Origin of the sequence: Microcoleus sp. FACHB-68 (assembly GCF_014695715.1) — a bacterium.
Taxonomy (GTDB): domain Bacteria; phylum Cyanobacteriota; class Cyanobacteriia; order Cyanobacteriales; family Oscillatoriaceae; genus FACHB-68.
In genome coordinates, this window is record NZ_JACJOT010000008.1 from 1,166,547 (window position 1) to 1,188,851 (window position 22,305).

Annotated in this window: 21 protein-coding genes; 10 read left to right on the top strand and 11 right to left on the bottom strand. The window is 47.9% G+C overall.

Going from position 1 to position 22,305, the window contains the following annotated elements:
* The first annotated feature begins 33 nt into the window (after positions 1-33).
* The 6 genes from H6F73_RS13545 (at position 34) to H6F73_RS13570 (ending at position 4,556) form a co-directional block, all read left to right on the top strand.
* Positions 34-1,443 carry an aspartate aminotransferase family protein gene (locus H6F73_RS13545; protein ID WP_190759239.1) on the top strand — a complete coding sequence of 470 codons (1,410 nt, stop codon included), beginning with the start codon at positions 34-36 and terminating at the stop codon, positions 1,441-1,443.
* A 59-nt stretch (positions 1,444-1,502) separates the two neighbouring features.
* Complete coding sequence (locus tag H6F73_RS13550; RefSeq protein ID WP_190759240.1) at positions 1,503-2,249, top strand: class I SAM-dependent methyltransferase; 747 nt, start codon at positions 1,503-1,505, stop codon at positions 2,247-2,249.
* A gap of 41 nt (positions 2,250-2,290) precedes the next feature.
* A complete protein-coding gene (locus H6F73_RS13555; RefSeq protein WP_147686907.1) occupies positions 2,291-2,521 on the top strand; it encodes an MbtH family protein in 231 nt (76 codons plus the stop codon).
* A 77-nt stretch (positions 2,522-2,598) separates the two neighbouring features.
* Positions 2,599-3,447, top strand: coding sequence for a thioesterase II family protein (locus H6F73_RS13560; RefSeq protein WP_347239534.1), 849 nt, complete (start codon positions 2,599-2,601; stop codon positions 3,445-3,447).
* Between the two features lie 119 nt (positions 3,448-3,566).
* Positions 3,567-4,103: a tetratricopeptide repeat protein gene (locus tag H6F73_RS13565; RefSeq protein ID WP_190759241.1), complete on the top strand. Its 537-nt coding sequence runs from the start codon at positions 3,567-3,569 to the stop codon at positions 4,101-4,103.
* A gap of 156 nt (positions 4,104-4,259) precedes the next feature.
* Positions 4,260-4,556 (top strand): DUF3493 domain-containing protein, encoded by a 297-nt coding sequence (locus H6F73_RS13570; RefSeq protein WP_190759242.1) that lies wholly within the window; start codon positions 4,260-4,262, stop codon positions 4,554-4,556.
* Positions 4,557-4,898: 342 nt separating this feature from the next.
* Here the strand turns inward: H6F73_RS13570 and H6F73_RS13575 are convergent, their stop codons facing one another.
* The 11 genes from H6F73_RS13575 to H6F73_RS13620 form a co-directional block, all read right to left on the bottom strand.
* Positions 4,899-5,120, bottom strand: a complete 222-nt coding sequence (locus H6F73_RS13575) for a hypothetical protein (RefSeq protein WP_190759243.1) — start codon at positions 5,118-5,120, stop codon at positions 4,899-4,901.
* Positions 5,121-5,331: 211 nt separating this feature from the next.
* Positions 5,332-6,024 (bottom strand): low-complexity tail membrane protein, encoded by a 693-nt coding sequence (locus H6F73_RS13580; RefSeq protein ID WP_190759244.1) that lies wholly within the window; start codon positions 6,022-6,024, stop codon positions 5,332-5,334.
* Positions 6,025-6,158: 134 nt separating this feature from the next.
* A complete protein-coding gene (gene infB, locus H6F73_RS13585) occupies positions 6,159-9,296 on the bottom strand; it encodes a translation initiation factor IF-2 (RefSeq protein ID WP_190759245.1) in 3,138 nt (1,045 codons plus the stop codon).
* 61 nt (positions 9,297-9,357) lie between these two features.
* Complete coding sequence (locus tag H6F73_RS27020) at positions 9,358-9,486, bottom strand: hypothetical protein (protein WP_277882607.1); 129 nt, start codon at positions 9,484-9,486, stop codon at positions 9,358-9,360.
* Positions 9,487-9,541: 55 nt separating this feature from the next.
* Positions 9,542-9,889: a YlxR family protein gene (locus H6F73_RS13590; RefSeq protein WP_190759246.1), complete on the bottom strand. Its 348-nt coding sequence runs from the start codon at positions 9,887-9,889 to the stop codon at positions 9,542-9,544.
* A gap of 208 nt (positions 9,890-10,097) precedes the next feature.
* Entirely contained in the window at positions 10,098-11,393 is a 1,296-nt protein-coding gene (gene nusA / locus H6F73_RS13595; protein WP_190759247.1) for a transcription termination factor NusA, read from the bottom strand.
* 99 nt (positions 11,394-11,492) lie between these two features.
* Positions 11,493-11,954, bottom strand: coding sequence for a ribosome maturation factor RimP (gene rimP, locus H6F73_RS13600; RefSeq protein WP_190759248.1), 462 nt, complete (start codon positions 11,952-11,954; stop codon positions 11,493-11,495).
* 260 nt (positions 11,955-12,214) lie between these two features.
* The gene (locus H6F73_RS13605; protein ID WP_242072437.1) at positions 12,215-13,693 is read right to left on the bottom strand and encodes a hypothetical protein; all 1,479 of its coding nucleotides are present in this window, start codon (positions 13,691-13,693) and stop codon (positions 12,215-12,217) included.
* A 301-nt stretch (positions 13,694-13,994) separates the two neighbouring features.
* Positions 13,995-14,597: a DUF948 domain-containing protein gene (locus tag H6F73_RS13610; RefSeq protein ID WP_190759249.1), complete on the bottom strand. Its 603-nt coding sequence runs from the start codon at positions 14,595-14,597 to the stop codon at positions 13,995-13,997.
* Positions 14,598-14,661: 64 nt separating this feature from the next.
* Positions 14,662-15,072, bottom strand: a complete 411-nt coding sequence (locus H6F73_RS13615) for a YtxH domain-containing protein (RefSeq protein WP_190759250.1) — start codon at positions 15,070-15,072, stop codon at positions 14,662-14,664.
* 235 nt (positions 15,073-15,307) lie between these two features.
* Positions 15,308-15,625, bottom strand: coding sequence for a hypothetical protein (locus H6F73_RS13620; protein ID WP_190759251.1), 318 nt, complete (start codon positions 15,623-15,625; stop codon positions 15,308-15,310).
* A 59-nt stretch (positions 15,626-15,684) separates the two neighbouring features.
* On the opposite strand from H6F73_RS13620, the gene H6F73_RS13625 reads away from it, so the two are divergent.
* From H6F73_RS13625 to H6F73_RS13640, 4 genes are all read left to right on the top strand, one after another.
* A complete protein-coding gene (locus tag H6F73_RS13625; RefSeq protein ID WP_190759252.1) occupies positions 15,685-15,822 on the top strand; it encodes a hypothetical protein in 138 nt (45 codons plus the stop codon).
* A 122-nt stretch (positions 15,823-15,944) separates the two neighbouring features.
* Complete coding sequence (locus H6F73_RS13630) at positions 15,945-16,880, top strand: hypothetical protein (RefSeq protein ID WP_190759253.1); 936 nt, start codon at positions 15,945-15,947, stop codon at positions 16,878-16,880.
* A 94-nt stretch (positions 16,881-16,974) separates the two neighbouring features.
* The gene (locus H6F73_RS13635) at positions 16,975-18,897 is read left to right on the top strand and encodes a plasmid segregation protein ParM domain-containing protein (protein ID WP_190759254.1); all 1,923 of its coding nucleotides are present in this window, start codon (positions 16,975-16,977) and stop codon (positions 18,895-18,897) included.
* Between the two features lie 280 nt (positions 18,898-19,177).
* Positions 19,178-22,291, top strand: a complete 3,114-nt coding sequence (locus H6F73_RS13640; RefSeq protein WP_190759255.1) for an efflux RND transporter permease subunit — start codon at positions 19,178-19,180, stop codon at positions 22,289-22,291.
* Positions 22,292-22,305 lie beyond the last annotated feature (14 nt).

Below are 22,305 nucleotides of genomic sequence, written 5' to 3' on the forward strand. Positions count from 1 at the left end.
AAGAATTTTAAGTTAAACTTAGGAGAATCAAAAATGACTGAACAATTACGAGAAAAACATTTAGAAGCGCTGATTGAGCGCTACACAAAGCGCACCAAGAAATCAAAGCAAATGATGGAAAACTCTCGCCCGATTATGGCAGATAATCGGGCTTCCGATGGGTTTCGTTTTCCCGTTAAAGAAATGTTTTATCCAATTGTAGCTAAGCGATCTCTCGGTTCCAAAATTTGGGATGTGGACGGGAATGAATACATTGATTTAACAATGGGATTGGGAGTTAATCTATTCGGACACAACCCATCTTTTATTAAAGAAGCACTGATTGAGCAACTGGATAAAGGCATTCAAATTGGCCCTCAAGCAGAACTTGCCGGCGAAGTTGCTGAGTTAATTTCTGAGATAACCGGCATGGAGCGCGTCACCTTTTCTAACACCGGCACCGAAGCCGTTATGGCAGCCATTCGAGTCGCCCGCGCCGCCACAGGACGCAATAAAATAGTTGTATTCTCAAATTCTTATCACGGTCATTTTGATGGAGTTCTGGCAAAGGCAAAAAAAGGAGATGAGCATTTAAGTTCGCTGCCACAAGCGCCTGGAATTCCTTTAAGCATGGTTGAAGATGTTTTGGTTTTAAATTACGGAAATCCTCAATCCCTCGAAATTATCAAAGCGCATTCTCATGAATTGGCGGCTGTTTTAGTTGAACCTGTACAGACTCGCCGGCTCGACTTTCAACCGAAAGAATTTCTCCAAGAACTCAGGCAATTAACCAAAGAAACAGAAATTGTATTAATCTTTGATGAAATGGTTTCGGGTTTCAGAATTCATTTAGGAGGGGCGCAAGCTTGGTTTGGGATAGAAGCTGATATTGCCACCTATGGAAAAATTGTCGGGGGTGGAATGCCGATTGGTATTATCGCCGGCAAAGCGGCTTATATGGATAGAATTGACGGCGGGATGTGGAAATATGGAGATGCTTCCTACCCTCAAGTCGAAATGACATTTTTCGCCGGCACTTTTTGCAAACACCCCCTGGCGATGGCAGCGGCACGCGCTGTATTGCAACAGCTTAAAACTCAAGGAGCCGATCTTCAAGAAAACTTAAACCAGCGCACCTCTCACTTAATCCAAACTTTGAACGCTTACTTAACAGAAAACGAAGCCCCAATTTGGTTAGTCAATTGTGGCTCAGTTTTCCGAGCTGTCGCCTCCTCAGTTCATCATATTGATCCTTTTCTCTTTCATTTAATCGAAAAAGGAATATTCATTTCTGAAGGTCGCAGTTGTTTTCTTTCCACTGCTCATACAGATCAAGATATTGAATTGATCATTCAAGCCGTGAAAGAAAGCGTCCAAGAAATGCGAAAAGGAGGGTTTTGGCCTGTTTCCTCCTCCAACTCGCAAAAAGTGCCGGCAGTTTCAGGTGGTTTAAAGACAAAATAAGCCCGTTTCTTTAAAGGCTGGCAAAACTTCATTGATTCTTCCCTAGAAAAGCGAAAAATATGTCTTCAGGCATTGTTTATTCCGACTACGATCCTTTAGCTCAGATATATAACCAAGTTTGGGGCGAGGAGCTAGCGGAGGTTGCGCTGCAACCTGTCGAACAATTATTGCTAAAGCATCTCCCCAAAGAAGCGCATATTCTTGACCTGTGTTGTGGCAGCGGCCAGTTAGCGCAAAAATTGCTCCTGAAAGGCTACAAAGTCACTGGAATTGATGGCTCCGAGAAGATGCTGCACTACGCTCGTGAAAATGCACCGGCAGGTCAATTTATCTTAGATGATGCCCGATTCTTCAAATTTCCGGCAACCTTTCATGGGGTCATTTCCACAACCTACGCTTTGCAATATGTCATGAACATTGAGGAATTAACTTCGGTTTTCCAGAATGTTTATAACGCGCTGTTAGATAATGGCTGGTTCCTGTTCGATTTGAGTTTAGAAGAACGGTTTCAATCCTCAAGCTGGCAAGGCTTGGCGGGTGGAGATGTTCAAGACAATTATGCGTGGGCGATGCAGCGCAGCTATCAAGCCGAAGAAAAAATAGGCTGCGTCAAAACTACAATATTCCAATTGATAGACGAAGCGTGGCAGCGAATCGATAACACGACTTTAATGAAATGTTACTTTCCCGAAGAAATTCAACCGGCTCTAGAAAGCGTGGGTTTCAAGAAAATTAGCATTTACGATGCAGAAGGTGATTTTGCTATGCCTATTTCTGGCAAGATATACTTTGTCTGTCAGAAATAACGAGCCTGGTCAAAAAACTCGATATTGGGAGAAATGGTTCCATGAATAAAGACAATACAGAAGACAGCACGATCTACAAAGTTGTTGTGAATGACGAAGGTCAATATTCAATATGGCCGAGTGACCGAGAAAACGCTCTCGGCTGGCAAGATGCCGGAAAAACCGGCTCTAAAACAGAATGTTTAGCCTACATTAAAGAAGTGTGGACGGATATGAGACCCCTCAGCCTCCAAAAGCAAATGGCAGACTCAGCCGGCCAAACACAAGCTTAATCACGGGTGCATCTCAAATTTGCAAAAATATTGGAGTGGGAGCATCTTGCTCCCTAAGACTACAGCAAGCGGGCAAGATGCCCGCACTACAAATTTTCAAAAATGAGACAGCCGGCATTCCCGCCTGCCCCAAAAAAAATATTCAAATGTTAAAAACAAGCAAATCAGCTTTTAACGCTTGGGTGATGTGCCCTAAACCCAATCCCCAAGCTAGCTTGCGCCTCTTTTGCTTTCCCTATGCCGGCGCGGGATCTCAAATTTTTCGCACATGGGCGCAGAGTCTGCCGGCAAGTATCGAAGTTTGTCCCATAGAACTGCCAGGGCGGGGAACTCGAATCATGGAAACTCCCTGCACTCAACTTGAGCCACTTGTTGAAACCCTCGCATCCGTTCTTTTGCCCCACCTAGACAAGCCATTTGCCTTTTTTGGTCATAGTATGGGGGCACTGCTGAGCTTTGAAATCGTTCGCCGGCTTCGCAAAAAATCCAATTTGCTGCCCCTTCACCTCTTTGTATCGGGCCGGCAAGCCCCTCAGATACCGGATTTAAATCCCCCCATCCACGCACTTCCTGAATCGGCCTTCCTGGAGGAACTGCGCCGCTATAATGGCACACCTCAAGCCGTGCTGGAAAATGCAGAACTGATGCAGTTGCTTCTCCCGATTCTGCGGGCAGATTTTGCCGCCATTGAAACCTATGTTTACGCAAGCGAACCTCCCCTTGATTGTCCAATCACGGCTTTTGGCGGGTTCCAAGATCCGGAAGCCAGTTGTGATCAGCTAGAAGCTTGGCGCGAACAGACGAGCGCTGCGTTTTCCCTACAGATGTTTCCGGGGGATCACTTCTTTTTACACTCAGCCCAGCCCCAGTTGCTTCAGTTTCTTTCTCAAGCGCTGCATAAGCTGGCAGACTTAGGGTGCGGTTAAAGCGCGTGAAACTCCTATTCCTCGGCTATGGTTGCTGGCTTCTCTTCAAAGAACTGAAGAAGTCCGTCTATCTAGTGGGGTAAAGTGAAAGAGATGAGAGTCTCAGTGTTTCTGTGGTTATGGATAGCAATCTTCCCATTGTTTACGTGTCCCTGTTGCTAGTTTTGCTCTCTGCTGCCGGTTGGTTCGTTTTTCGCCAGATCCTTAGAACTCGCAAAGTAGAAAGTAACCTGGCACGGTTGCAAAACAAGCTAAGCAAAGACAAGGGCAAGGGCACTGCCCAAGAACATTACGAACTTGGCAGTATTTATTTGGATAAGAAACTGTTTGCCCAGGCAGCGGTGCAGTTCCAAAAAGCCTTAAAAGCTAAAGACTTGGAGGGAGAGGAAAATCAGGCTCTTGTCTACAATGCTTATGGCTATGCTTGTGCTGCCCAAGAGCAGTATGACTTAGCTATTCGCCAATACAAGGAGGCTTTGAAGTTCAATCCCGCTTATGTGACGGCGATTAACAATCTGGGCTTTGCTTATGAACGTAAGAAGTTAGCGGCTCAGGCGTTGGAAACTTACGAGGAAGCGCTGAAGTATGAGCCGGCTAATCCAACGGCTAAAAAACGCGCTGAATCGCTGCGGAAACAAGTGGTTCCTGCCGCCTAAAATGATGCCGGCAATTTGAATTAACCGCTCAGAAATGCAGGGATTTTGGCAATGCGAAAGTTCCTGCATTTCTAGTCTGTGTTTATCTGTGGTTAAAAAACATCCCATCTCTGGCCTAAAATGAAAGGGCCATACCCATTGCCAAATTTCAACATTATGGCCGATCCTAGTTCAAAAAAGCCTGCCGGGAGTCAGAAAGCCTCCCCGAAGCTTAGCCCTGAAACCTACGCTCGCCTCAAAGGGGAAGCTGCCGCCCCTTACCGGGGACTGCGGAAGTTTGTTTATGTCGTCTGCGGAGCCTCTGGTTTCTTGGGTGCCTTTGTCTTCTTGGCTCAGCTCATTGCCGGCAGAGAAGTTAGCTCAGCTTTGCCCAATTTTGCCCTACAAGTTGGGGTCATTGCTCTGATGATTTGGCTATTTCGTCTGGATAAGGCGTCGGGTAAAGAGCGGTAAGGCTGCCGGTGTCGCGCAACAAAACTTCTTAAATCCTGACAGTCAAACACAAAAATAAAGAAAATATAAGGAAAGTCAGGGTATTTTGATAAAGGTGCCACAATAAAAACATGAAAGATTGATTGGGGTCAGCCGATATAAAGACCCTAAGCTTCAATACAAAGAATACTCGCAACGCGTCAAACTCCACAATATAGGGGTTCTGGCGCGTTGTACTTTTAAGGCTTAAAATTTTCTGACTATAAAACACCCCTTCATTGCCGGCAGATTTTTTCTGCAACATTTAAGAGGCGTTGGGTTTTACTTCCGCTGCCGGGGAATTTGCCGGCAGCGGGAAAGATGTTAGTAAGCTAAAGTTTCTAGGGTTTCGCGCAGATAGCAACGGACTTGGTGATCCAATCCTGCATCTCGGTATTGTTTGTCCAGAAGAAGCTCTGTTTGCCAGCGTTTAAATCCAGAGCTGGCCGCAATTGCTTGTTTGAGGCTATTCCAGATTTTGGCATCGGCCTCATGGCCCGATGATGTAGCTTTAACTTCCCGTAGGTTAAAAGGAGATTGAGCCATAAATATCTCACTGATTGACGAGGAACCGCAGACTGAAGGATAGCCAATGGCACCCTTGACATGACCACCGGCACCTTCAGAGTGCAGATGGAGCCTCTACTGTCAATTTGATATTTTTATCCAGGTTTGTCAAGTTTTTCCGGTCTTAAAGCCGGAAAAAGTCAAGAAATGCCGGTAAATATATAATTTACCCTACCGATGTGCCTGCAGCTTAAGCAGATTCGGTGGGATTTGAGCTGGAAGCCGGCTCATCGGTTGCTAGGGGTGAAACCGGCTGTGGGGTGGCAACGGCAGAGGTTGCGGTTACCATTTCCGATTCAGCTTCGAGGGCCGGCAATATTTGATTCACCTGCAAACCCAACGATGTAAAATCCTGGCGGATCTTTTCTAGGGGATAGGGTGAGGTGCCGGCAAATTTTGCGTCACCGCCTAACATCACCCGTGCGACGCTCACCGGCACTTGCAAGAATAAATTACAGCCCAAAAAGGCCAGTGCTGCTAAAACCAATCCTGCCGGTCGCCAGTCTGAAGGAGCCACTGAAGCTGCAATCGGTGACCACCAGTAGATTGGCCACAAAGCCAGTGCTAGGAAAATGGCCACCAAAATCGAGAGCATTTGATGTGCCGGTGTTTTAAAAAGGCTGAGGATACGCTGCCGTTCTGGGGTCAGAAGCTCCGGCTTCATGGCCACGACCAACGTGCTAAAGATGTAGAAGGGACGAAAAAGTTGCATCCCTAACACCGGCACAATGCCGGCAGCGCCAACTAAAAATAATTCTAACCAAACCGGCAATAGCGGAGCGCCCATTGCCAATCCCACCAGGCACAGGCCCAATAAAATTGGAAAAGCGGCCAAGCCGGCCAAATGAATCCACAGAAAAGGATCGGATCTAAAGGAGCGCATTTGTCAATCGTCAGTTTTCAGTTGTCCGTTGTCAGAGCTTAGCTGTTAGGGGCTGGCGGTCAGATGTCCGTTATTAATCGCACTTTGACCCAGACAGGGACGCTCTCCCTGATTCCTAACAGCTAAGCACCAACCTAAGTAGCTGATAGAGTCCGCCGCTTGCTAACCATCCGGAAGGCTTCGATGATGTCACTTTCAGCCCAGGCATGGAAATTATCGAGTCCTATACCGCATTCAAAGCCGGCGTTGACTTCCTTGACATCCTCTCTCATCCGTCGGAGCGAGTCGAGGGTTCCCTCGTGGATCACATTATTGCCCCGACGCACGCGCACCTTACAGTTGCGGATAAACTTGCCAGACTGAACCATGCAGCCGGCGACAGTGCCCTTGGTCGCTGGGAAGACAGCCCGGACTTCCGCTTGACCCAAAGGTTCTTCAACCAATTCTGGATCGAGCAGACCTTCCATTGCCCCTTGGATATCATCAAGCAGTTTGTAGATGATGTTGTATTCGCGCACATCTACACCGGCTGCATCTGCTGCTTGTCGCGCACCGCTTGCCAGGGTCGTGTTAAATCCAACAATCACCGCATCAGAAGCGGCTGCGAGATCGACATCTGTTTCCGTGACTTCGCCGGGGGCTGAGAACAGCACTCGGACTTGCACTTCATTTTGAGGCAACTGTTTAAGCGATCCCAAAATAGCTTCCACAGAGCCTTGAACATCGGCTTTGAGGATGAGGTTGAGTTCCTTGAGCTGGCCTTCTTGAGCGCGGGCTGAGAGGCTGCTGAGGGTAACGCGGCGAGAAGCCATCGCCTGCTGTAGACGAGATTGGCGGTTCTCTTCGGAGCGCAGGTCTACAACGGCGCGAGCTTCGCGTTCGTTGGTGTAAACCTCGAACTCGTCACCGGCTGCTGGGACATCTCCCAGACCCAACACTTCAACGGCAAAAGACGGAGTTGCCGCATCCACGCGTGCGCCTCGGTCATCAATCATCGCCCGCACCTTGCCCATTGCTGAGCCGGCTACGAGGATATCACCCACTCGCAAAGTACCATTTTGCAACAGCAAGGTCGCAACCGGCCCTCTTGCCTTATCGAGGTGCGCTTCAATGACCGTACCTTTAGCGGAGCGGTCGGGGTTGGCTTGCAGCTCTTGGATTTCTGCAACTAACAGGATCATCTCTAACAGGGTATCGAGGTTTTCCCCTTTAATGGCGCTCACTGCCACCATAATGGTGTCGCCGCCCCATTCTTCTGATACCAGACCGTATTCAGTCAGTTCCTGCTTCACGCGCTCCGGCTGAGCGCCTTCTTTGTCTATTTTGTTAATGGCCACGATAATCGGCACTTCAGCGGCTTTCGCGTGGCTGATTGCTTCAATCGTTTGAGGCCGGACGCCGTCATCTGCTGCCACCACCAAAATTGCGATGTCAGTGACCCGTGCGCCCCGTGCCCGCATTGCGGTGAATGCTTCGTGGCCCGGTGTGTCCAGAAAGACGACTTGCTGCATCTCGCCTTCATGTTCCACATCCACATGGTAAGCACCGATGTGCTGGGTAATCCCCCCAGCTTCGCCGGATGCCACTTTTGTTTTGCGGATCGTGTCGAGCAAAGTCGTTTTGCCGTGGTCTACGTGGCCCATAATCGTGACCACCGGCGGACGCGGAACCAGGTATTCCATATCTTCCGCATCGAGCATTTCGGTACTCTTGCGAGCTTCCGATTCTTCCTCAGCAGTTTCTACCTCAACACCTAGCTCTTGGGCGACCAACGTGGCCGTTTCCAGATCCAAGGTTTGCGTGATGTTGACCGCCATTCCTTTAAAGAACAAGGCCCTCACGATGTCGGTTTCTGCTGCACCTAGAATGTTTGCCAGATCCCGAACCGTCATGCTGCCGGTCAGTGTCACTTGCTCTGGCCGTTTTTTCGTCTGCTGTTCGCGGCTGTTGCGGCGGCTAGACTTACTGCCACTGCCTTGCTCACCACCCCGACTGGCCGCAGATTTCTTCGTTTTATTTGCCGCCAGTGCCGGCGCTGCTGCCGGTTTGGCTTGGGCGGGACGAGCTTTTTGCTTGGCCGGTCGGGCGATGGAGAGACTGACCTGAACGGTTTCGGGCAGTTCATCCAATTCTTCCAAATCCTCATCTTCATCTTCGATGGGTTTGGTACGCCGTTTCGCCTTTACGCCGGCTTTGCCAGCTTTCTCTGGAAACTCTTGGATTTCCTCTTCCTCGTCCTGGCGGTTTTTGGGGCGTTTTGGAGGCCGAGGCGGGGTCGGGCGCAGCAATTGGATAGCGTCCGTGTCATCTTCTGATGACTCAGCCGCGACTTCACGTTCTCCTGGAGCCGTTGGGGCTGCCGGTTCAGCCGGACGTACCCGCTGGGGTCGCTGTAGTTCTGGAATCCGCTTCGCTGTTTTTGGCTTTAACTCTATTCCTGCCGATTCTCCAACCGCTGCAATGCGCGGCGCTGATGGCGCTTGCGGAGCCTCAGGTTTCGCTTGAGGAGGAGCCTGAGAGGGTGCTGCTGGCTCCTCACCCCTGACTCGTTTGATCACAGGCCGAGCTTCTCTTCCCCCTGGAGAACCGGGGGCTTGAGGGGCAGCCGGTCTCACTGGCGGAGACGACAATCTGGCTGATGGCACGGGTGGGCTGGCTGGTGTCGGCGTTGCCGGCGGTTGGGGTTTATTAATCGGTTGAGGGTTTTCTTCAGCCACAGGCGGCGGCAATTGTGCCACTGCGTTATCTGTATCTGACTCTATCTCTAGAGGTTCCGTAACCAAATCTGTATCTGTAACAGAGTCTGCTGCTACAAATTCTTCTTCACTCTGATTGTTGGCGCGAACTGGCCGATTCAGCATCTTCGGCTTTCCTGGTTGCTGTGCCCGATACTGGGCTGGTGGCGATTGAGGGGGAACTAAAACCTGCTGTTGCACAGTTCCGCTGCCGCCTACCTGTTGTTTGGGGGTAGCGCGGGGGGTAGGGCGAACCTCCAAAATTTGCTGTTTTTTCCGATCGTTGTTGTGGCGATCGCCTGCTTCTGTAGGTGGCGTCGCAGGTTTTTGTCTAGCCGGTGCTGACTTAAGTTGAGTAGATTGGTTGGCCGTATGTTTATCAGCTTGAGCACGAATGCGCTCCGCTTCCGATTCTGTAATCGTGCTGCTGTGGCTTTTTACTGCTATATTGAGCTGTTCGCACACTGCCAAGATGTCTTTGTTATCCAAATTCAATTCCCGTGATAGCTCGTAAATTCTGACTCTGCCGTTGTTCATCCACTTCTCCCTCTAGAATCCAACCTATTGTCACAGGGTGACCCACTGTTTTTAAAAGGCACTACATTGATTTGTCATCTGTGACGACGCCTAACCTTTCTCGCACACAACGCAAATTGCGCTGGTTGACAAGGGATAAGAAGCGCCCTGTAGCCTGACCGTGGCTAGCGTTCTCAGCTTGGTAGACCATGTTGGCCTCTTTGCTGCGAACAAACTTCCTTTCTAATCTAATCTTGCACAAATCTTTAAAGAACTGTGGGCGGTCTTGTTTGGGGTTTGGGTTCTGAGGCTATTTGATTCTGGTTAGGGAGCTTTGCAGCCAGTTGCTTTGAAGCATCCGCCTGCATCGCGGATAAACGTTGCCACAAGATTTGGTAAATTTCGATCGGGACGGATGCTTTGAGGGCGCGTCCCAGTCGATTTTTCTTTTGCGCTGCACTTAAGCAGCTCTCATTAGAGCAAAGGTAGGCCGAACGCCCCATGCCTAGGTCTAATTGTAACTGATGGGACGGAAAGACTCTGACAATCCGCCACAAATCATTTTTATGAGCCACTCGGCGGCAACTGATACAACGACGGTAGTTCGTTTCCATTTACACCCTAAGGCATAAGGGTGAAAAAAAAATCATCCCTGTCAAAGAATTCTACCTGTAAATTTTCCACTCTTGGGTTCTGCACAAAAACAATTTAAAACTGTCTGAACCCTCCAGGTAAAATTTTTACTCAGAAAAAATTGCCTTGTGCCGGCTCCCTCCCCAGACAGCGCCCTCCAAAAACGCCGCCCCTTATGAGATTGAAGCCTTAGGTCGAAGCGCCGGTTGTTTCCTCCGCAAAGCTTGGTGAGGCTTCGGTGCTGGCTGCTTCATCTTCGTACTCATCTTCATATTCATCCTCATATTCATCTTCCAACGCCGCCTCCTCGGCTTCGGCTGCCTGCTGGGCAAACTTCCGATTTTCCGCTTCGTAGTCATACTTAGCGGTATCTTTGATATCAATTTTCCAGCCGGTCAGGCGAGCTGCTAGGCGGACGTTCTGCCCTTCTTTCCCGATGGCTAAACTGAGTTGATCCTCGGCCACAAGGACGTGGGACTGCCGGCCTTCGGTGGCCACCAGACGCACTTCATCCACTCGCGCTGGACTGAGGGCGTTGGCGATATAGGTTGCTGGATCTGGGGACCAGCGAATCACATCTATTTTTTCACCTCTTAATTCATTCACCACGACCTGAATGCGTGATCCCCGCGCTCCAATACAAGCGCCAACGGGATCAACGTCTCGTTCTAGGGTATCGACGGCTATTTTGGTTCGAGGGCCAACATGACGTGAGGGTGGGTTGGCTTCTCTGGCCACTGCTACAATTCGGACGACTTCATCCTCAATTTCGGGCACTTCGTTGGCAAACAGATAGACCACTAAGCCGGCATCTGCTCTAGAAACGATGAGTTGGGGTCCGCGTTGAGGGGCGTCGGTTACTTTTTTTAAGAAAACCTTAAATGTGGCGTTGGCGCGATAGTTGTCATTGGGCAACTGTTCCCGCTTGGGAAGTTCTGCTTCGACTTCTGGCTGGCCAAATCCACTGCTGACGGCCATAATCACAGACTGCCGCTCAAACCGCAGCACTCTGGCTTGCAAGACGGTTCCTTCTAAATCCTGGAATTCTTCTTGAACTAACTTGCGCTGCTGATCCCGTAGCTTTTGCGCCAGCACTTGTTTGGTCTGAATCGCCGCCATCCGACCAAAATCACCTTGTTCTGGGGTGACATCCAGAACGACGGTGTCGCCAAGTTGGGCTTCTGCGGCAACGGCTTGGACTTCTTCCAGGGAAATTTCATGATCCAAATTGCCGACTTCCTCGACAATGGTCTTGGTGGAAAGCACGCGAAAGCCTTCTTCTTCCACGTCTAGGTCTACTTCAAAGTTGTCGAAGTAGTTTTCATCAAAGTTGGGTTGATCGAACCGCTGGGTGCGTCGGAAGCGCTCGTAGCCTTTGAGTAATGCTTCTCTCAGGGCTGCTTGAACGGCGTGTTTGGGTAAATTCCGCTCTAGACTGATGCCGTCGATCATGTCTTTGAGACCAGGGAGTTTGACGATTGACATAAACAGAAAAACCTCGCTGTTGAATGGATAAATCGTGAGTTGGCGAATAAAAGTAACGAATTACTGATGGGACAAAGCAGATGAGTATTTGGAAGGGCCTCACTGCCGTTCGTCCAGCTCGACTTTGGCGACCAACTGCCGAGGAATGGAAATGACACGACCTTTTTGATTGAGATAAACGGCTGTCTCATCCCGCCGAATCAATTGGCCCGACCACTCTACATGACCGTGGTAGGGTTCAGAAGCGCTCACCGTGACCGGAAAGCCTTTAAAAGAGATAAATTCTCGGTCTGTTGCCAGATGCCGCGATATACCGGGACTAGAAATTTCCAGCACATAAGCGTCGGGAATAATATCTGAGGCATCTAAGGCGGCTTCCAGTGCCCGACTCATGCGTTCGCAGTCATCTAACCCGGTATCTTCCTGCCGGTTGCGGATATCGACTCTCAACACCGGCGGACTTTGGTTGGTATGAAAAACCGCACTGACGACTTCTAATTCGAGCGCTTCTGCAACAGGTGTCGCCAATTCGATGATTTGTGGGATCAGGGGATGAGTCATTGTTCGTTTCAATAAAAAAAGTGGGTACTCCCCCACTTCCCGTGTACATGACACTCTTCTGTCACTCTTGCCAAGACAGAAGTCTTAATGTTTGCCCGCAAGGGGTTTGAATTCCCCTGTTTCTTCTGTGAAATCGGGCAAGGACAAAGGCGTTTAAATGTCAATCCCTAAGCGGGATTTTAGCAAGCACTTTACTCTACCCTCCACCCATTCTACAACAAAAATCTCGCTGTGCGGGTTGGTCTGACGACCCATTGCTTCTAGCGTCCAGCCAATCGGCGCAGTTGTTGGGTTTGCTGCAAGATGTGCGCGGGATCAGGTTCGGGTGTTCGTTTGACGTAGTTGATCTTGATCTCTTCTAGCAGATCGGAAACGAGGGTTTGCAGTTCTTCAAGGGTCTGTTCTTGCTGTAATTCTGAGCGTAGGGCTTCGCTAAAATGCTCTACAAGCCGGTCAGATAGTTTGGTGGCGATGGGATCGGGGGGGGCGTTGGCAATGGCCGTGTAGGCGCTCTGAGGCATCTCTGTTAGCAGTTTTGAGACTTGTGAGACTAACTGCTCGGTTAGCTGGGCCGGCAGGTGTCCTAGTCCCGGAAAGTGCTGAAGTTGCTGGTAAACCGGCAGTTGGTTGAGGGTGTGATCCAGGTTATGGCGCAACAAGGCTTCTACGTCGGTTTGAACTTCGGGTAAGGCTTTGCAGAGAGTGACTTGCAGCAAACGTTTGGCAATGACTTCGATCTCGTTGGTGTTATTGATGTCGATGTAGCGTTTTTGGGTTGATTGCAGCAGGGATCTGGCAACCTCCCCTCGTTCCACGGCACCCTGAAGTTGGTCGATTGCCTGGATCACGACGACTTCAGTGAGTTCTTCGGCAAAACTGGCGACAAAAACCCGGCTGATTTGGGTTCGCAAAGGTTCGAGATCGGGAAATTTGGCATTGTTGAGGCGAATAACGACGGGGATCACACGCAGCCACCGCCAGAAGGGGAGTAAGAGAAAGATGTCATACCAACGCAATAGCATGGCGTCGGGTATCCAGCGCAACCCTGTGTGCCGGCGCGAAAGCCACCAGGTACGGACGAGAAATTCGATTAAAAACAGCCCGATAAACCATCGGTCGATTTTCCAGAATCGGTCAATAAATTTGCCATTTTCTCCGATGTTTCGATAATAATTCGTTGCGATTAATGGCTCGATTTGGCGCTCGAAAAAGGCAATTTGCGAGTTCCAGCCTTTTTGAGTTAAATACTGCTGGCTCCAAAAGGTTCGGAATGAGTCTTTTGAAGAAGCATCTCTATTGCCAAAAACCTGCCGGCGCATTCGGTTTTTGATGGTTTCTAAAGTGCCGGTTTTCTCGGCAATCTGAAAGTGATTTTGATCAATCATTTCGCCGCTAAGTTCGCGGAGTCGCTGGAGTACGGTTTCGGCTTGGGCGGAATCTAATCCATTGCTGGCGACTTGTTCTTTCAGTTGATCGACTATTTCTAAATACTGTTGGGTGTCTCTATGGGGTTCAATGCCTTTATAGGGGTCATAGAGTTTGTAAAAGTTAACATCTTTCAGCGGTTCGTACACTCGGCCCAATGTCCAAAATCCCCGCAGATATAAATCACGTGCGGGTACATAGCTCAAGTCAAACAGCACCAACCCTAAGTTAGCTAAGGCTAGGAAAGCCATCAGCCGGTCGAACCAAAGACTCCGGGGAGAAACTTTGCGAGTGGTGATTTGTCTGGATTGCATGGCTAAATTTTTAGGAAGTTGGAACCGGCACGATTGAAATTTGAAGGCATCGATGCAATAACTTACTGATTTTTCGACAAAATCTCACTGCTTGGAAAAAATTATTTGAACGTTGGAAAATGTGGGGATCAGTGAGCGAGTCCACCCTTAAGATGCCGCAAGAAAGTAATCCGAGTTGAGCGTAAGAGTTGCGGGAACTTCCGAAAGATAAGAGTGGGTTCCTGAATCGCTCAATCGAAAAAGTAAAATCAGGAAAACTTAACCATTAAAAATCAAAAAATGTCTTTTTTGAACTTAATTTTTAACGGTCAGGTGGGGGAATGTCTGAAGCAGGAGGCGGGGCAATTTCCCAATCGGGTTGACCGGCATCTTCAAGGCGGGGCGGTAACCGGGAAGCACTGGGGTTTTGCCCGCTTGGAACGTCATCACCGTTGCGTCCAGATTCCTCTGGGGAATTCAAGCGATCCCGAACCTCGAAGGGGGGTCTTTGAGAAGCTGGAAGACGCCCTACAGGCCGGCGAGTGGCCTCTGAACCGGCAGATGGACGGGTAAAGGTTTTCCAAGCAGTTTGGATGCCGGCAAAAACGCTGCGAGTGGTGACTTGCGCTTTTTTCGCCTGCTGCTTCGCGCTGCCAAGGGTTTGATCCACTTGTTTGACAACATCGGTGGCGCTGTTAACTCCTTCGCTGACATCATCGGTCAGATCGCTGATTTCCATGCCGGTGAGGCGGATAGCTTCCAAGGTGGGAGGCAACTCACGCGATAATGTCTCCGCTAATTTTTCCACACTCCGCGCAGCCCGCGCTAACTCCTGTAAGGCCGGCAAGGCTGCCACCAAAACAGCAGTTAAACTGACTGCAACCAGCAAAATTGACAGTCCTAGCCAAAAAATGGGGTCGATCACAGAATTGTGTTGAAAGTAGCAGGGGGTGGGCAATCAGTCTGTAAGGGTCTGTCTAGACTCAACTTTAACGTTCTTGAGGCATTTCCGTTGGCATTACCTCTCCAGCAGAGTTAGTCACTACGTCACCGTAGGCATCACGCATCGGAGAACTTGACGCTGGGGAACCTGCGGCTTCTGTTTGGCTAAGGATTTGACGTTCTCTGCCAGAGGCTTCTATGCCGGCGTTAATGGCTTCGCGCAATCTTGTTAGGGTGCCATCCCAGTTCCGCAGCGCTGTTTCTGACAGGCGATCCGCTTGCATTTGTACGCTGGTTGACAAGTCTTCGGCTAATTCCGGTAGGGCGTCTGCAGATTTTTTCAGCAGCTTGCGCGTGTCCCGGCCCGTACGAGGGGCCAGCAGTAGGCCAGTGACTGTGCCAATGGCGGCTCCTAACAGCACACCCCCAAAAAAGAATCCTGAGCGGTTATTTGACATCGTTCGGTTTGTATTCTTACACCAATTGTAGGAGTCTTGATGGGCGATTCAAGCTTCTAAGGGTTGAGTCCGGCTGATAACAGCGTTCGGCACTCGTTCCTAAATACTTCAAAGCGCCTTAAACTCGCCTGTAGATTAGCACAGGTGTGAAGCGCTTGATCCGCGCACCGGCTTTCTCTAAGCGGATGATGGGTGAAGCAACTGCGTCCTTTTACGCTTGGGAAACCGCTGTTTTTCAGGGTTTGAACCGGCGCACCACGGTTGAGCGACGCCGCCACGCCGTTTGGCCTAAACTTAGGAGGCCCAACACTTGCTCAGCCCGCTGAAGTTGGGTTTGCAGTTGCCGGTATTGTTTTCGCAGCTGGCGAGTGCCCCGTTGTCCTTTGATAATGGCATTGGGTGCGCCATGCAGCACGGCATAAGTGTTACGCTCAACTGAGATCAGTGTATCTGCGACATTGGCCAGCACCCGCCGCAAGTTCCACACTTGCCATGCCACATAAAGGCACAAGAGTGCGATGAGCGCATTGACGATTAAAACGACTGTCAGCATTTCCCCCCTCTCGCGATTGACTTCTCTAGCTAAAGTTGCGGGTTATCCCTACATCGGCTTTGGCTCGATCATACCTGTATAACCTAGGCGATGAGTATCTACGAGAAGGTGGATCTCAAAGCTGGGATCTGATCAATGGAACGACTGGCAGTTCAGTTGCCGGCTTTCCATCCAACATCTATGGCAGACTAACTTAAAGAGGCTGGAAAAATCTTAGCGGTGAACTCAGTCATGAAGCGTCCGAGCTTGAAAGGTGATACCTAGCTGACGCTATATTGTGAATAAGTATTCCGCTAACGCTGAAGTTTTAAAGAACCCGATGAAAACGCTCATAACACTTTTTGACAAAGAACGCAGTGAACTCCAGAGAGATATAGATAAGGCAGGCAGCCTTGACCAAGTCGTAAAACTGGTTCAAAACCGGCTTGATAATTTAGAAAAAAGTTACATGGGTGATCTTAATGTCACTCAGATACGTCTGGCTTCCTTTTTTCTAGAAACTCTGCGCCAGTCTGTTGCTGCTTTGAGTGCGGCTAATGAGGTTAAATTTTCGGTTCCCCCCACCTCATCAATTTCTAACTCAACTGCAAAGTTAGCTCCGAATAAGTTAATTTTAAAAGTTTTGCAGGTGCTTGCCGGCGCAGGAACCTTAACTTCCTTAATTTCCTTAATGCCAAATGACCCGCAAGTGTGGATGCCGACCTTATTGGTGTCGGTTGTCATTGGCTTAGAAGTTGCCCTTAAACTTGACAAAAAAACCAGCGAAAATAATTCAACCGTTCCGCTGCTTCCAGAAACGACTCTGCCGGTTGTGCGCGTTGATAGTCAAATTTTATTAGGCAACCTCGCGGATGCTTTAAATACAATCGATCAGGCAGTTGCACGGGCAACAGATGTTCAAAGAAACCCTGAATCTAATGGTTTAGAAGAACTGCCAGAATTGTTAACGCTGATTCAAAGACTTTGGGGCGCGTCAGTTCTAAATAAACCCCAGATGGCAATTGAACTAACAAAAATGTTGCCCCAAGTTTTGATGGAAGAGGGAATTCGCGCTCAGATTTATCAGCCCCATGAGGCAAAAAATTCTCGTGAGTATTTTGATTTTGAGCCAAGCATTGATCCCGCCACTAAAGACTGCGTGACAATTACGCCGGCCTTATTTAAAGGTGATAGCTTGTTGCGGCGTGGTCGAGTGATTGAGCCGGCTAATCTAACGCTTCCACAAAGTGATCGTTATAATGAAACTGTGCGGTGAGCCGGCAGTTGCTTAAAGTTGGAAAATTAGAAATTGACCTTAATACCCAGTCAGCCGAATTCGTTGAACTCAGGATAAAATCTTTAGTAAAGTTATGGAAATTTTAGAAACAATCGGTTTCGATCTGGGACATGGAGAAACAGCCGTCGCTAAAGCTGTAATCGAGAGCATTGAGCCTCCAGAAATGCTGGAAGTCAACAATAAAAAAAATCAAATTACTGCCCTAGGTTGGCATCCTGAACTTGGCTATCTTGTGGGAGAGCAAGCCTTAATTCAAGTTGGGGTTACTCAGCTTCAAATTGCTTTTAAGCAAAAACCTAATCAAGATGCAAGTTATCGAGAAACCCTGCGAAGTTTCTTAAAAACCTATTACTCGCTTTTGAAAGAAAGCCGGCAAATTCAAGGCGAGAAAAACAGCTATTTTTATGTAGGTTGCCCTTCAGGTTGGTCACTAGAAGATCGTGAAGAGTACCAAAAGCTGCTTCAGGAAGCTGGAATTCCGCTGCTGAATGTGATCCCAGAATCACGAGCGGCTTTTATGCAAGCCAAGGAAGCCGGTAAACTTGAGTACAACAAGCTGACATCATCGGTACTGATTGTTGATATTGGTTCTTCAACAACTGATTTTACCCTCGTTAAAAGCTTATCCGAAATCCCTATAGATTTTGGCAGTAATGAGCTGGGAGCTTCTTTAATTGACAAAGCAATTTTTGAACGCACGCTTGCCAATCACGAGCAAAAAGAATTACTTGAGAGAGTCTTTGCTCAATATTCACATCACAAAGCTCGCTGTGAACTTGCCTGCCGCAAAGCAAAGGAAGATTATTTTTCTAACGAACAGCTTTACAGTTCCCCTCAATCTTTTGCACGGGGGTTTGAGTCGATTAACGAACAAATTTATTTTATCCCCCAAGTCAATCAATCAATCATGGAGGAAATTTTAAACCACCCCTTAGCGGAATTAGGGAAAAAGAGTTGGATTCAATCATTTCGTGAAGCAGTCACGGTGGCGAAAGAAAAGCTCGATCAACAAGGCATTGCCCCAAAAGTCTTGCTGATGACAGGTGGGGCATCTCGCATGAAGTTTACCCGTCTTATTTGCGAAAAAACATTTCCCGAACCCGAAACGCAAGTTCGTCCCGATCCAGAACCTGAACGCTGCATTGCGCTGGGTTTAGCGCGAGTGGGAAGATGGGATTTGCGTGCTGCTGCTTTCAAACAAGAAATGAATCACTTATTTGATTCAAATTTTTTCAGAAATCTCATTGAAAAAAATCTGCCGAATTTAATAGAATTATTGACCAATTCACTTTCAGATGAATTAATTAAATCCATCGTTAAAACTGGGTTAAAAGATTGGCAAAATAACAAAATTAGGACTTTATCTGATCTCGAAGGTTCTATGAAACAGCGAGCGGAGCAGTGGGTTAAAAGTAATGAAACTCAGGCTCTCATTAACAGCCAATGTCTCGCTTGGTTTAATAGCAAGATTCAGCCTGAATTAGCCGATAAAACCGATCCGATTTGTCGAAAATTTCAGATTCCCAGAAGCAGTTTAAGGTTTGAGGAAGGAATCGCGCCGGCAGCCGTAAATCCGGAACTCCAGCTCGGAGATGCGATTCTTGCCGAAATTGTGTCATTTATCATCAATGTGGTGATTGGTGGGGGCACTCTTGCTAGTCTCTTGACTTTAATCTTAACTGGACATTTAACTTGGCCAATCGCCCTAGTTTATGGAGCTTCAGCTTTAGCGGCAGGAATGGAGTTAAATCGTCAGGGTGTTAAAGATGCGATTAAGACAAATTTAGATGTTCCTAGCTGGATGCGTTCAAATTTGTTAAGTAACAGTAAAATTGACAGTATATGCAAGGAAATAAATCCAGAGTTGGAGAAGGTTCTCAAAGAACAACTGGCGGCGAATCAGGAGACGTTTGATCAGTTAATGGAAAAAGTTGAGTTAGGGTTAAAAGACGCTCTGAATGCAAAGATTCAAGAAGCGATCATTTTAATTCAATAAAAACCGGCACTTTATCAACTTAACTGCATGATGCCGGCTCTTTGTCAAAATATAGGCAAGAGCTGGCTTTTTTATATAGCTGTATATTGTCAAAATTTTTATAAAAGTTTGTCAGGAGAGAAGTTTCATTCTAATTTCATTTTCCTATGAAAAACTCTATTCTAGGTGCCAACTGATGCCGGCTTAAAAAGTTGCAGGAATAACTACTTGGGCGAACACATCTCGCACCTTCAAAGCAGGTATTGAGGCGGCAAGAGTCAAACGCTTAGTTAAACAAATTATGCTTAATGCCATCCTCAAGTGGTCAATTGTCCAGCGCTGGTTGGTTGTCTTAGGGGCAATTATCGTCACCGTTTTAGGCGCTTATAACCTAACGCAAATGCCCTTAGATGTTTTTCCCAACTTTGCTCCTCCCCAAGTTGAGATTCAAACAGAAGCACCAGGATTAGCACCTGAAGAAGTGGAATCCCTCGTCACATTACCGATTGAAAGTGCCGTCAATGGCACTCCAGGCGTAACAACAGTGCGATCTTCCTCGGCTGCCGGCATCTCTGTTGTCAAAGTAATTTTTAGCTGGGGAACCAATGTCTATCAAGCCAGACAGTTAGTAACAGAAAGATTGCAGCAAGCCAGCGAAAAACTTCCAGAAAGTGTTGAGCAACCGCAAATTTCTCCCATTAGTTCCCCCATTGGCACCATTTTGCAATACGCTTTCACGGCGGAAACTACGCCATTAATGGAAGTGCGGAGACTGGTTGATCGTGATATTACCAACCGTCTGCTAGCCGTTCCTGGTATTTCTCAAGTCGTCGTTTATGGCGGAGATATCCGTCAGTATCAAGTGCTGGTTATTCCCGCTAAATTAAAAGCCTTTAATGTTTCCTTAGCAGAAGTCACGGAAGCAGCCGAAGCAGCTAACACCAATGCAGCCGGTGGCTTTTTGATTAGTCCAGATCGAGAATTATTAATTCGAGGAATTGGCAGGATTTCCTCAATTGAAGATTTAAAACAATCCGTTGTTACCACCCGGAATGGCACCCCCGTATTACTAAGCGATGTGGCTGATGTGGAAATTGGAGCCGCATTAATGCGAGGTGATGGCAGTATTAATGGTGCGCGGGCAATTGTGGTGGTGATCGACAAACAACCCCAAGTTGACACGCCGGCAGTTACGAAGGCGGTTGAAGCTGCGATGGCAGAACTTAAGCCTAGCCTACCTCAAGATGTTCAGTTTACCGTCACATTTCGGCAGGAAAATTTTATCGATGATGCCATTGAAAATGTTTTGAGTGCTTTACGTGATGGCATCATTATTGTTTCGATTATTCTGTTGCTATTTTTGATGAATTGGCGCACTGCTATTATTACCCTGAGCGCAATTCCCCTATCTGTGCTAATTGGAATGATGATTCTCAATTTGTTTGGTCAAGGCATCAATACAATGACGCTAGGGGGACTAGCCGTGGCAATTGGCTCAGTGGTAGATGACTCAATTGTGGATATGGAAAATGCCTACCGAGGATTGCGAAAAAATCAGTTAGCAGGAACGCCGGTTCATCCGTTCCAAATTGTTTATGATACCTCCGTGGAAGTGCGCGTTAGTGTGATATTTTCAACCGTGATTATCGCTGTCGTTTTTGCCCCTATTTTTACCCTAACTGGAGTTGAAGGTCGAATTTTTGCGCCAATGGGTGTGGCTTATTTAATCTCGATTTTTGCTTCAACCTTTGTGGCAATGACACTCTCACCGGCATTATGTGCCATCTTGTTAGCTAAGCAGCAATTACCGGAAGATGAAACCTGGGTTTCGCGGTTTTCTCAAAGGCTATATCGACCTCTTCTAAAATTTTCTCTAAATTTCCCCAAGATTATCTTGATGATAGCGATTGCTTCATTTATCGCTTCCCTAATTGTTCTAACTTCTTTAGGACGGGTATTCTTGCCGGAGTTTCAAGAGCGATCGCTTGTTAATGCGATGCTGCTGTATCCTGGTGTTTCTTTAGAAGCGACAAATCAGGCGGGATTCGCCATTCAAGACGCGCTTAAGAATGACAGCCGGTTTGAGTCGGTGCAGTTACGTTCTGGACGTGCACCGGGAGATGCAGATGCCGGCGGCGTTAATTTAGGACACGTTGATATCGAAATTAGCGATGAAGGGATGAGAAATCGGCAGGCAACGGTTGAGAAAGTTAGAGAAGAATTTGCTAAATTGCCCGGTGTCGCGCCGAGTATTGGGGGCTTTATTTCTCACCGCATGGATGAAGTTTTATCTGGGGTTAGAAGTGCAATTGCGGTGAAAATCTTTGGCCCTGAACTGGATGAATTACGCAGAATTGGCGCTGAAGTTCAAACAGCCATGCGCGAAATTGAAGGAATCGTGGATTTGCAGCTTGAACCTCAAGTTCCTATCAAACAGTTACAAATTCAATTTGACCGGCTCTCTGCCGCTCGTTATGGTCTTTCGATTGGTAACTTATCAGAAACAATTGAAACGGCATTAAATGGGCGAGTGGTTTCTCAAGTGCTGAAAGAACAGCAATTATTTGATTTATTAGTCTGGCTAAAAGAAGATTCTCGCCGCAATTTAGATACGATTCGAGATTTGTTAATTGATACACCGAGCGGGCAGAAAATTCCCCTAGGACAGGTTGCTAAAATTGATTATGGAACCGGCCCGAATACCATCAATCGCGAAAATGTTTCTCGCTTAATCGTTGTTTCTGCCAATGTTGCCGGTCGAGATTTAGGCTCTGTGGTTGATGAGATTCAAGCCAAGGTGAAACAAGCGGTACAACTACCTCCTGGCTATTTTATCCAATACGGCGGTCAGTTTGAATCTGAACAGCGAGCGACGCAAAATTTGCTGGTATTCGGAACTTTAGCGCTTGTCGTTATCGCTGTTTTAATGTATTTTGCCGTCAAATCTATACCGGCAATGCTGATGATTATGATCAATCTACCCTTAGCGATCATTGGCGGCATTATTTCTGTCGCTTTGGGTGGCGGCATCCTCTCTGTTGCCTCGATGGTGGGATTCATTACGTTGTTTGGCGTAGCCACGCGCAACGGACTGCTGCTGGTGGAAAACTATAACAGCAAGTTTGCGATGGGTATGCCCTTGAAACAGGTGCTATTTGAGGGATCGATAGAGCGACTTGCAGCCATTTTGATGACTGCGCTCACTTCAGCATTGGGAATGGTGCCCCTCGTAATTGGCACAGGTGCCGGCAAGGAAATTTTGCAACCGTTGGCGGTAGTGGTGCTGGGCGGGTTATTTACCTCTACGGCATTAACGTTGCTGGTGCTGCCGGCACTTTATGCCCAGTTTGGGAAATTTTTAGTGCCGAAGCAAACACCGGCATCTCTTGAAGAGAAAAGTTGGAGTGGCGTTTGAAACGATTTGCCGCT

Coding starts and splice junctions, on each gene's coding strand:
- infB (WP_190759245.1), bottom strand. CDS start 9,296: ATGAACAACGGCAGAGTCAGAATTTACGAGCTATCACGGGAATTGAAT.
- H6F73_RS13545 (WP_190759239.1), top strand. CDS start 34: ATGACTGAACAATTACGAGAAAAACATTTAGAAGCGCTGATTGAGCGC.
- H6F73_RS13615 (WP_190759250.1), bottom strand. CDS start 15,072: ATGTCAAATAACCGCTCAGGATTCTTTTTTGGGGGTGTGCTGTTAGGA.
- H6F73_RS13565 (WP_190759241.1), top strand. CDS start 3,567: ATGGATAGCAATCTTCCCATTGTTTACGTGTCCCTGTTGCTAGTTTTG.
- H6F73_RS13570 (WP_190759242.1), top strand. CDS start 4,260: ATGGCCGATCCTAGTTCAAAAAAGCCTGCCGGGAGTCAGAAAGCCTCC.
- H6F73_RS13560 (WP_347239534.1), top strand. CDS start 2,599: ATGCCCGCACTACAAATTTTCAAAAATGAGACAGCCGGCATTCCCGCC.
- rimP (WP_190759248.1), bottom strand. CDS start 11,954: ATGACTCATCCCCTGATCCCACAAATCATCGAATTGGCGACACCTGTT.
- H6F73_RS13605 (WP_242072437.1), bottom strand. CDS start 13,693: ATGCAATCCAGACAAATCACCACTCGCAAAGTTTCTCCCCGGAGTCTT.
- H6F73_RS13550 (WP_190759240.1), top strand. CDS start 1,503: ATGTCTTCAGGCATTGTTTATTCCGACTACGATCCTTTAGCTCAGATA.
- H6F73_RS27020 (WP_277882607.1), bottom strand. CDS start 9,486: ATGGTCTACCAAGCTGAGAACGCTAGCCACGGTCAGGCTACAGGGCGC.
- H6F73_RS13620 (WP_190759251.1), bottom strand. CDS start 15,625: ATGCTGACAGTCGTTTTAATCGTCAATGCGCTCATCGCACTCTTGTGC.
- H6F73_RS13635 (WP_190759254.1), top strand. CDS start 16,975: ATGGAAATTTTAGAAACAATCGGTTTCGATCTGGGACATGGAGAAACA.
- H6F73_RS13575 (WP_190759243.1), bottom strand. CDS start 5,120: ATGGCTCAATCTCCTTTTAACCTACGGGAAGTTAAAGCTACATCATCG.
- H6F73_RS13630 (WP_190759253.1), top strand. CDS start 15,945: ATGAAAACGCTCATAACACTTTTTGACAAAGAACGCAGTGAACTCCAG.
- H6F73_RS13555 (WP_147686907.1), top strand. CDS start 2,291: ATGAATAAAGACAATACAGAAGACAGCACGATCTACAAAGTTGTTGTG.
- nusA (WP_190759247.1), bottom strand. CDS start 11,393: ATGTCAATCGTCAAACTCCCTGGTCTCAAAGACATGATCGACGGCATC.
- H6F73_RS13640 (WP_190759255.1), top strand. CDS start 19,178: ATGCTTAATGCCATCCTCAAGTGGTCAATTGTCCAGCGCTGGTTGGTT.
- H6F73_RS13580 (WP_190759244.1), bottom strand. CDS start 6,024: ATGCGCTCCTTTAGATCCGATCCTTTTCTGTGGATTCATTTGGCCGGC.
- H6F73_RS13590 (WP_190759246.1), bottom strand. CDS start 9,889: ATGGAAACGAACTACCGTCGTTGTATCAGTTGCCGCCGAGTGGCTCAT.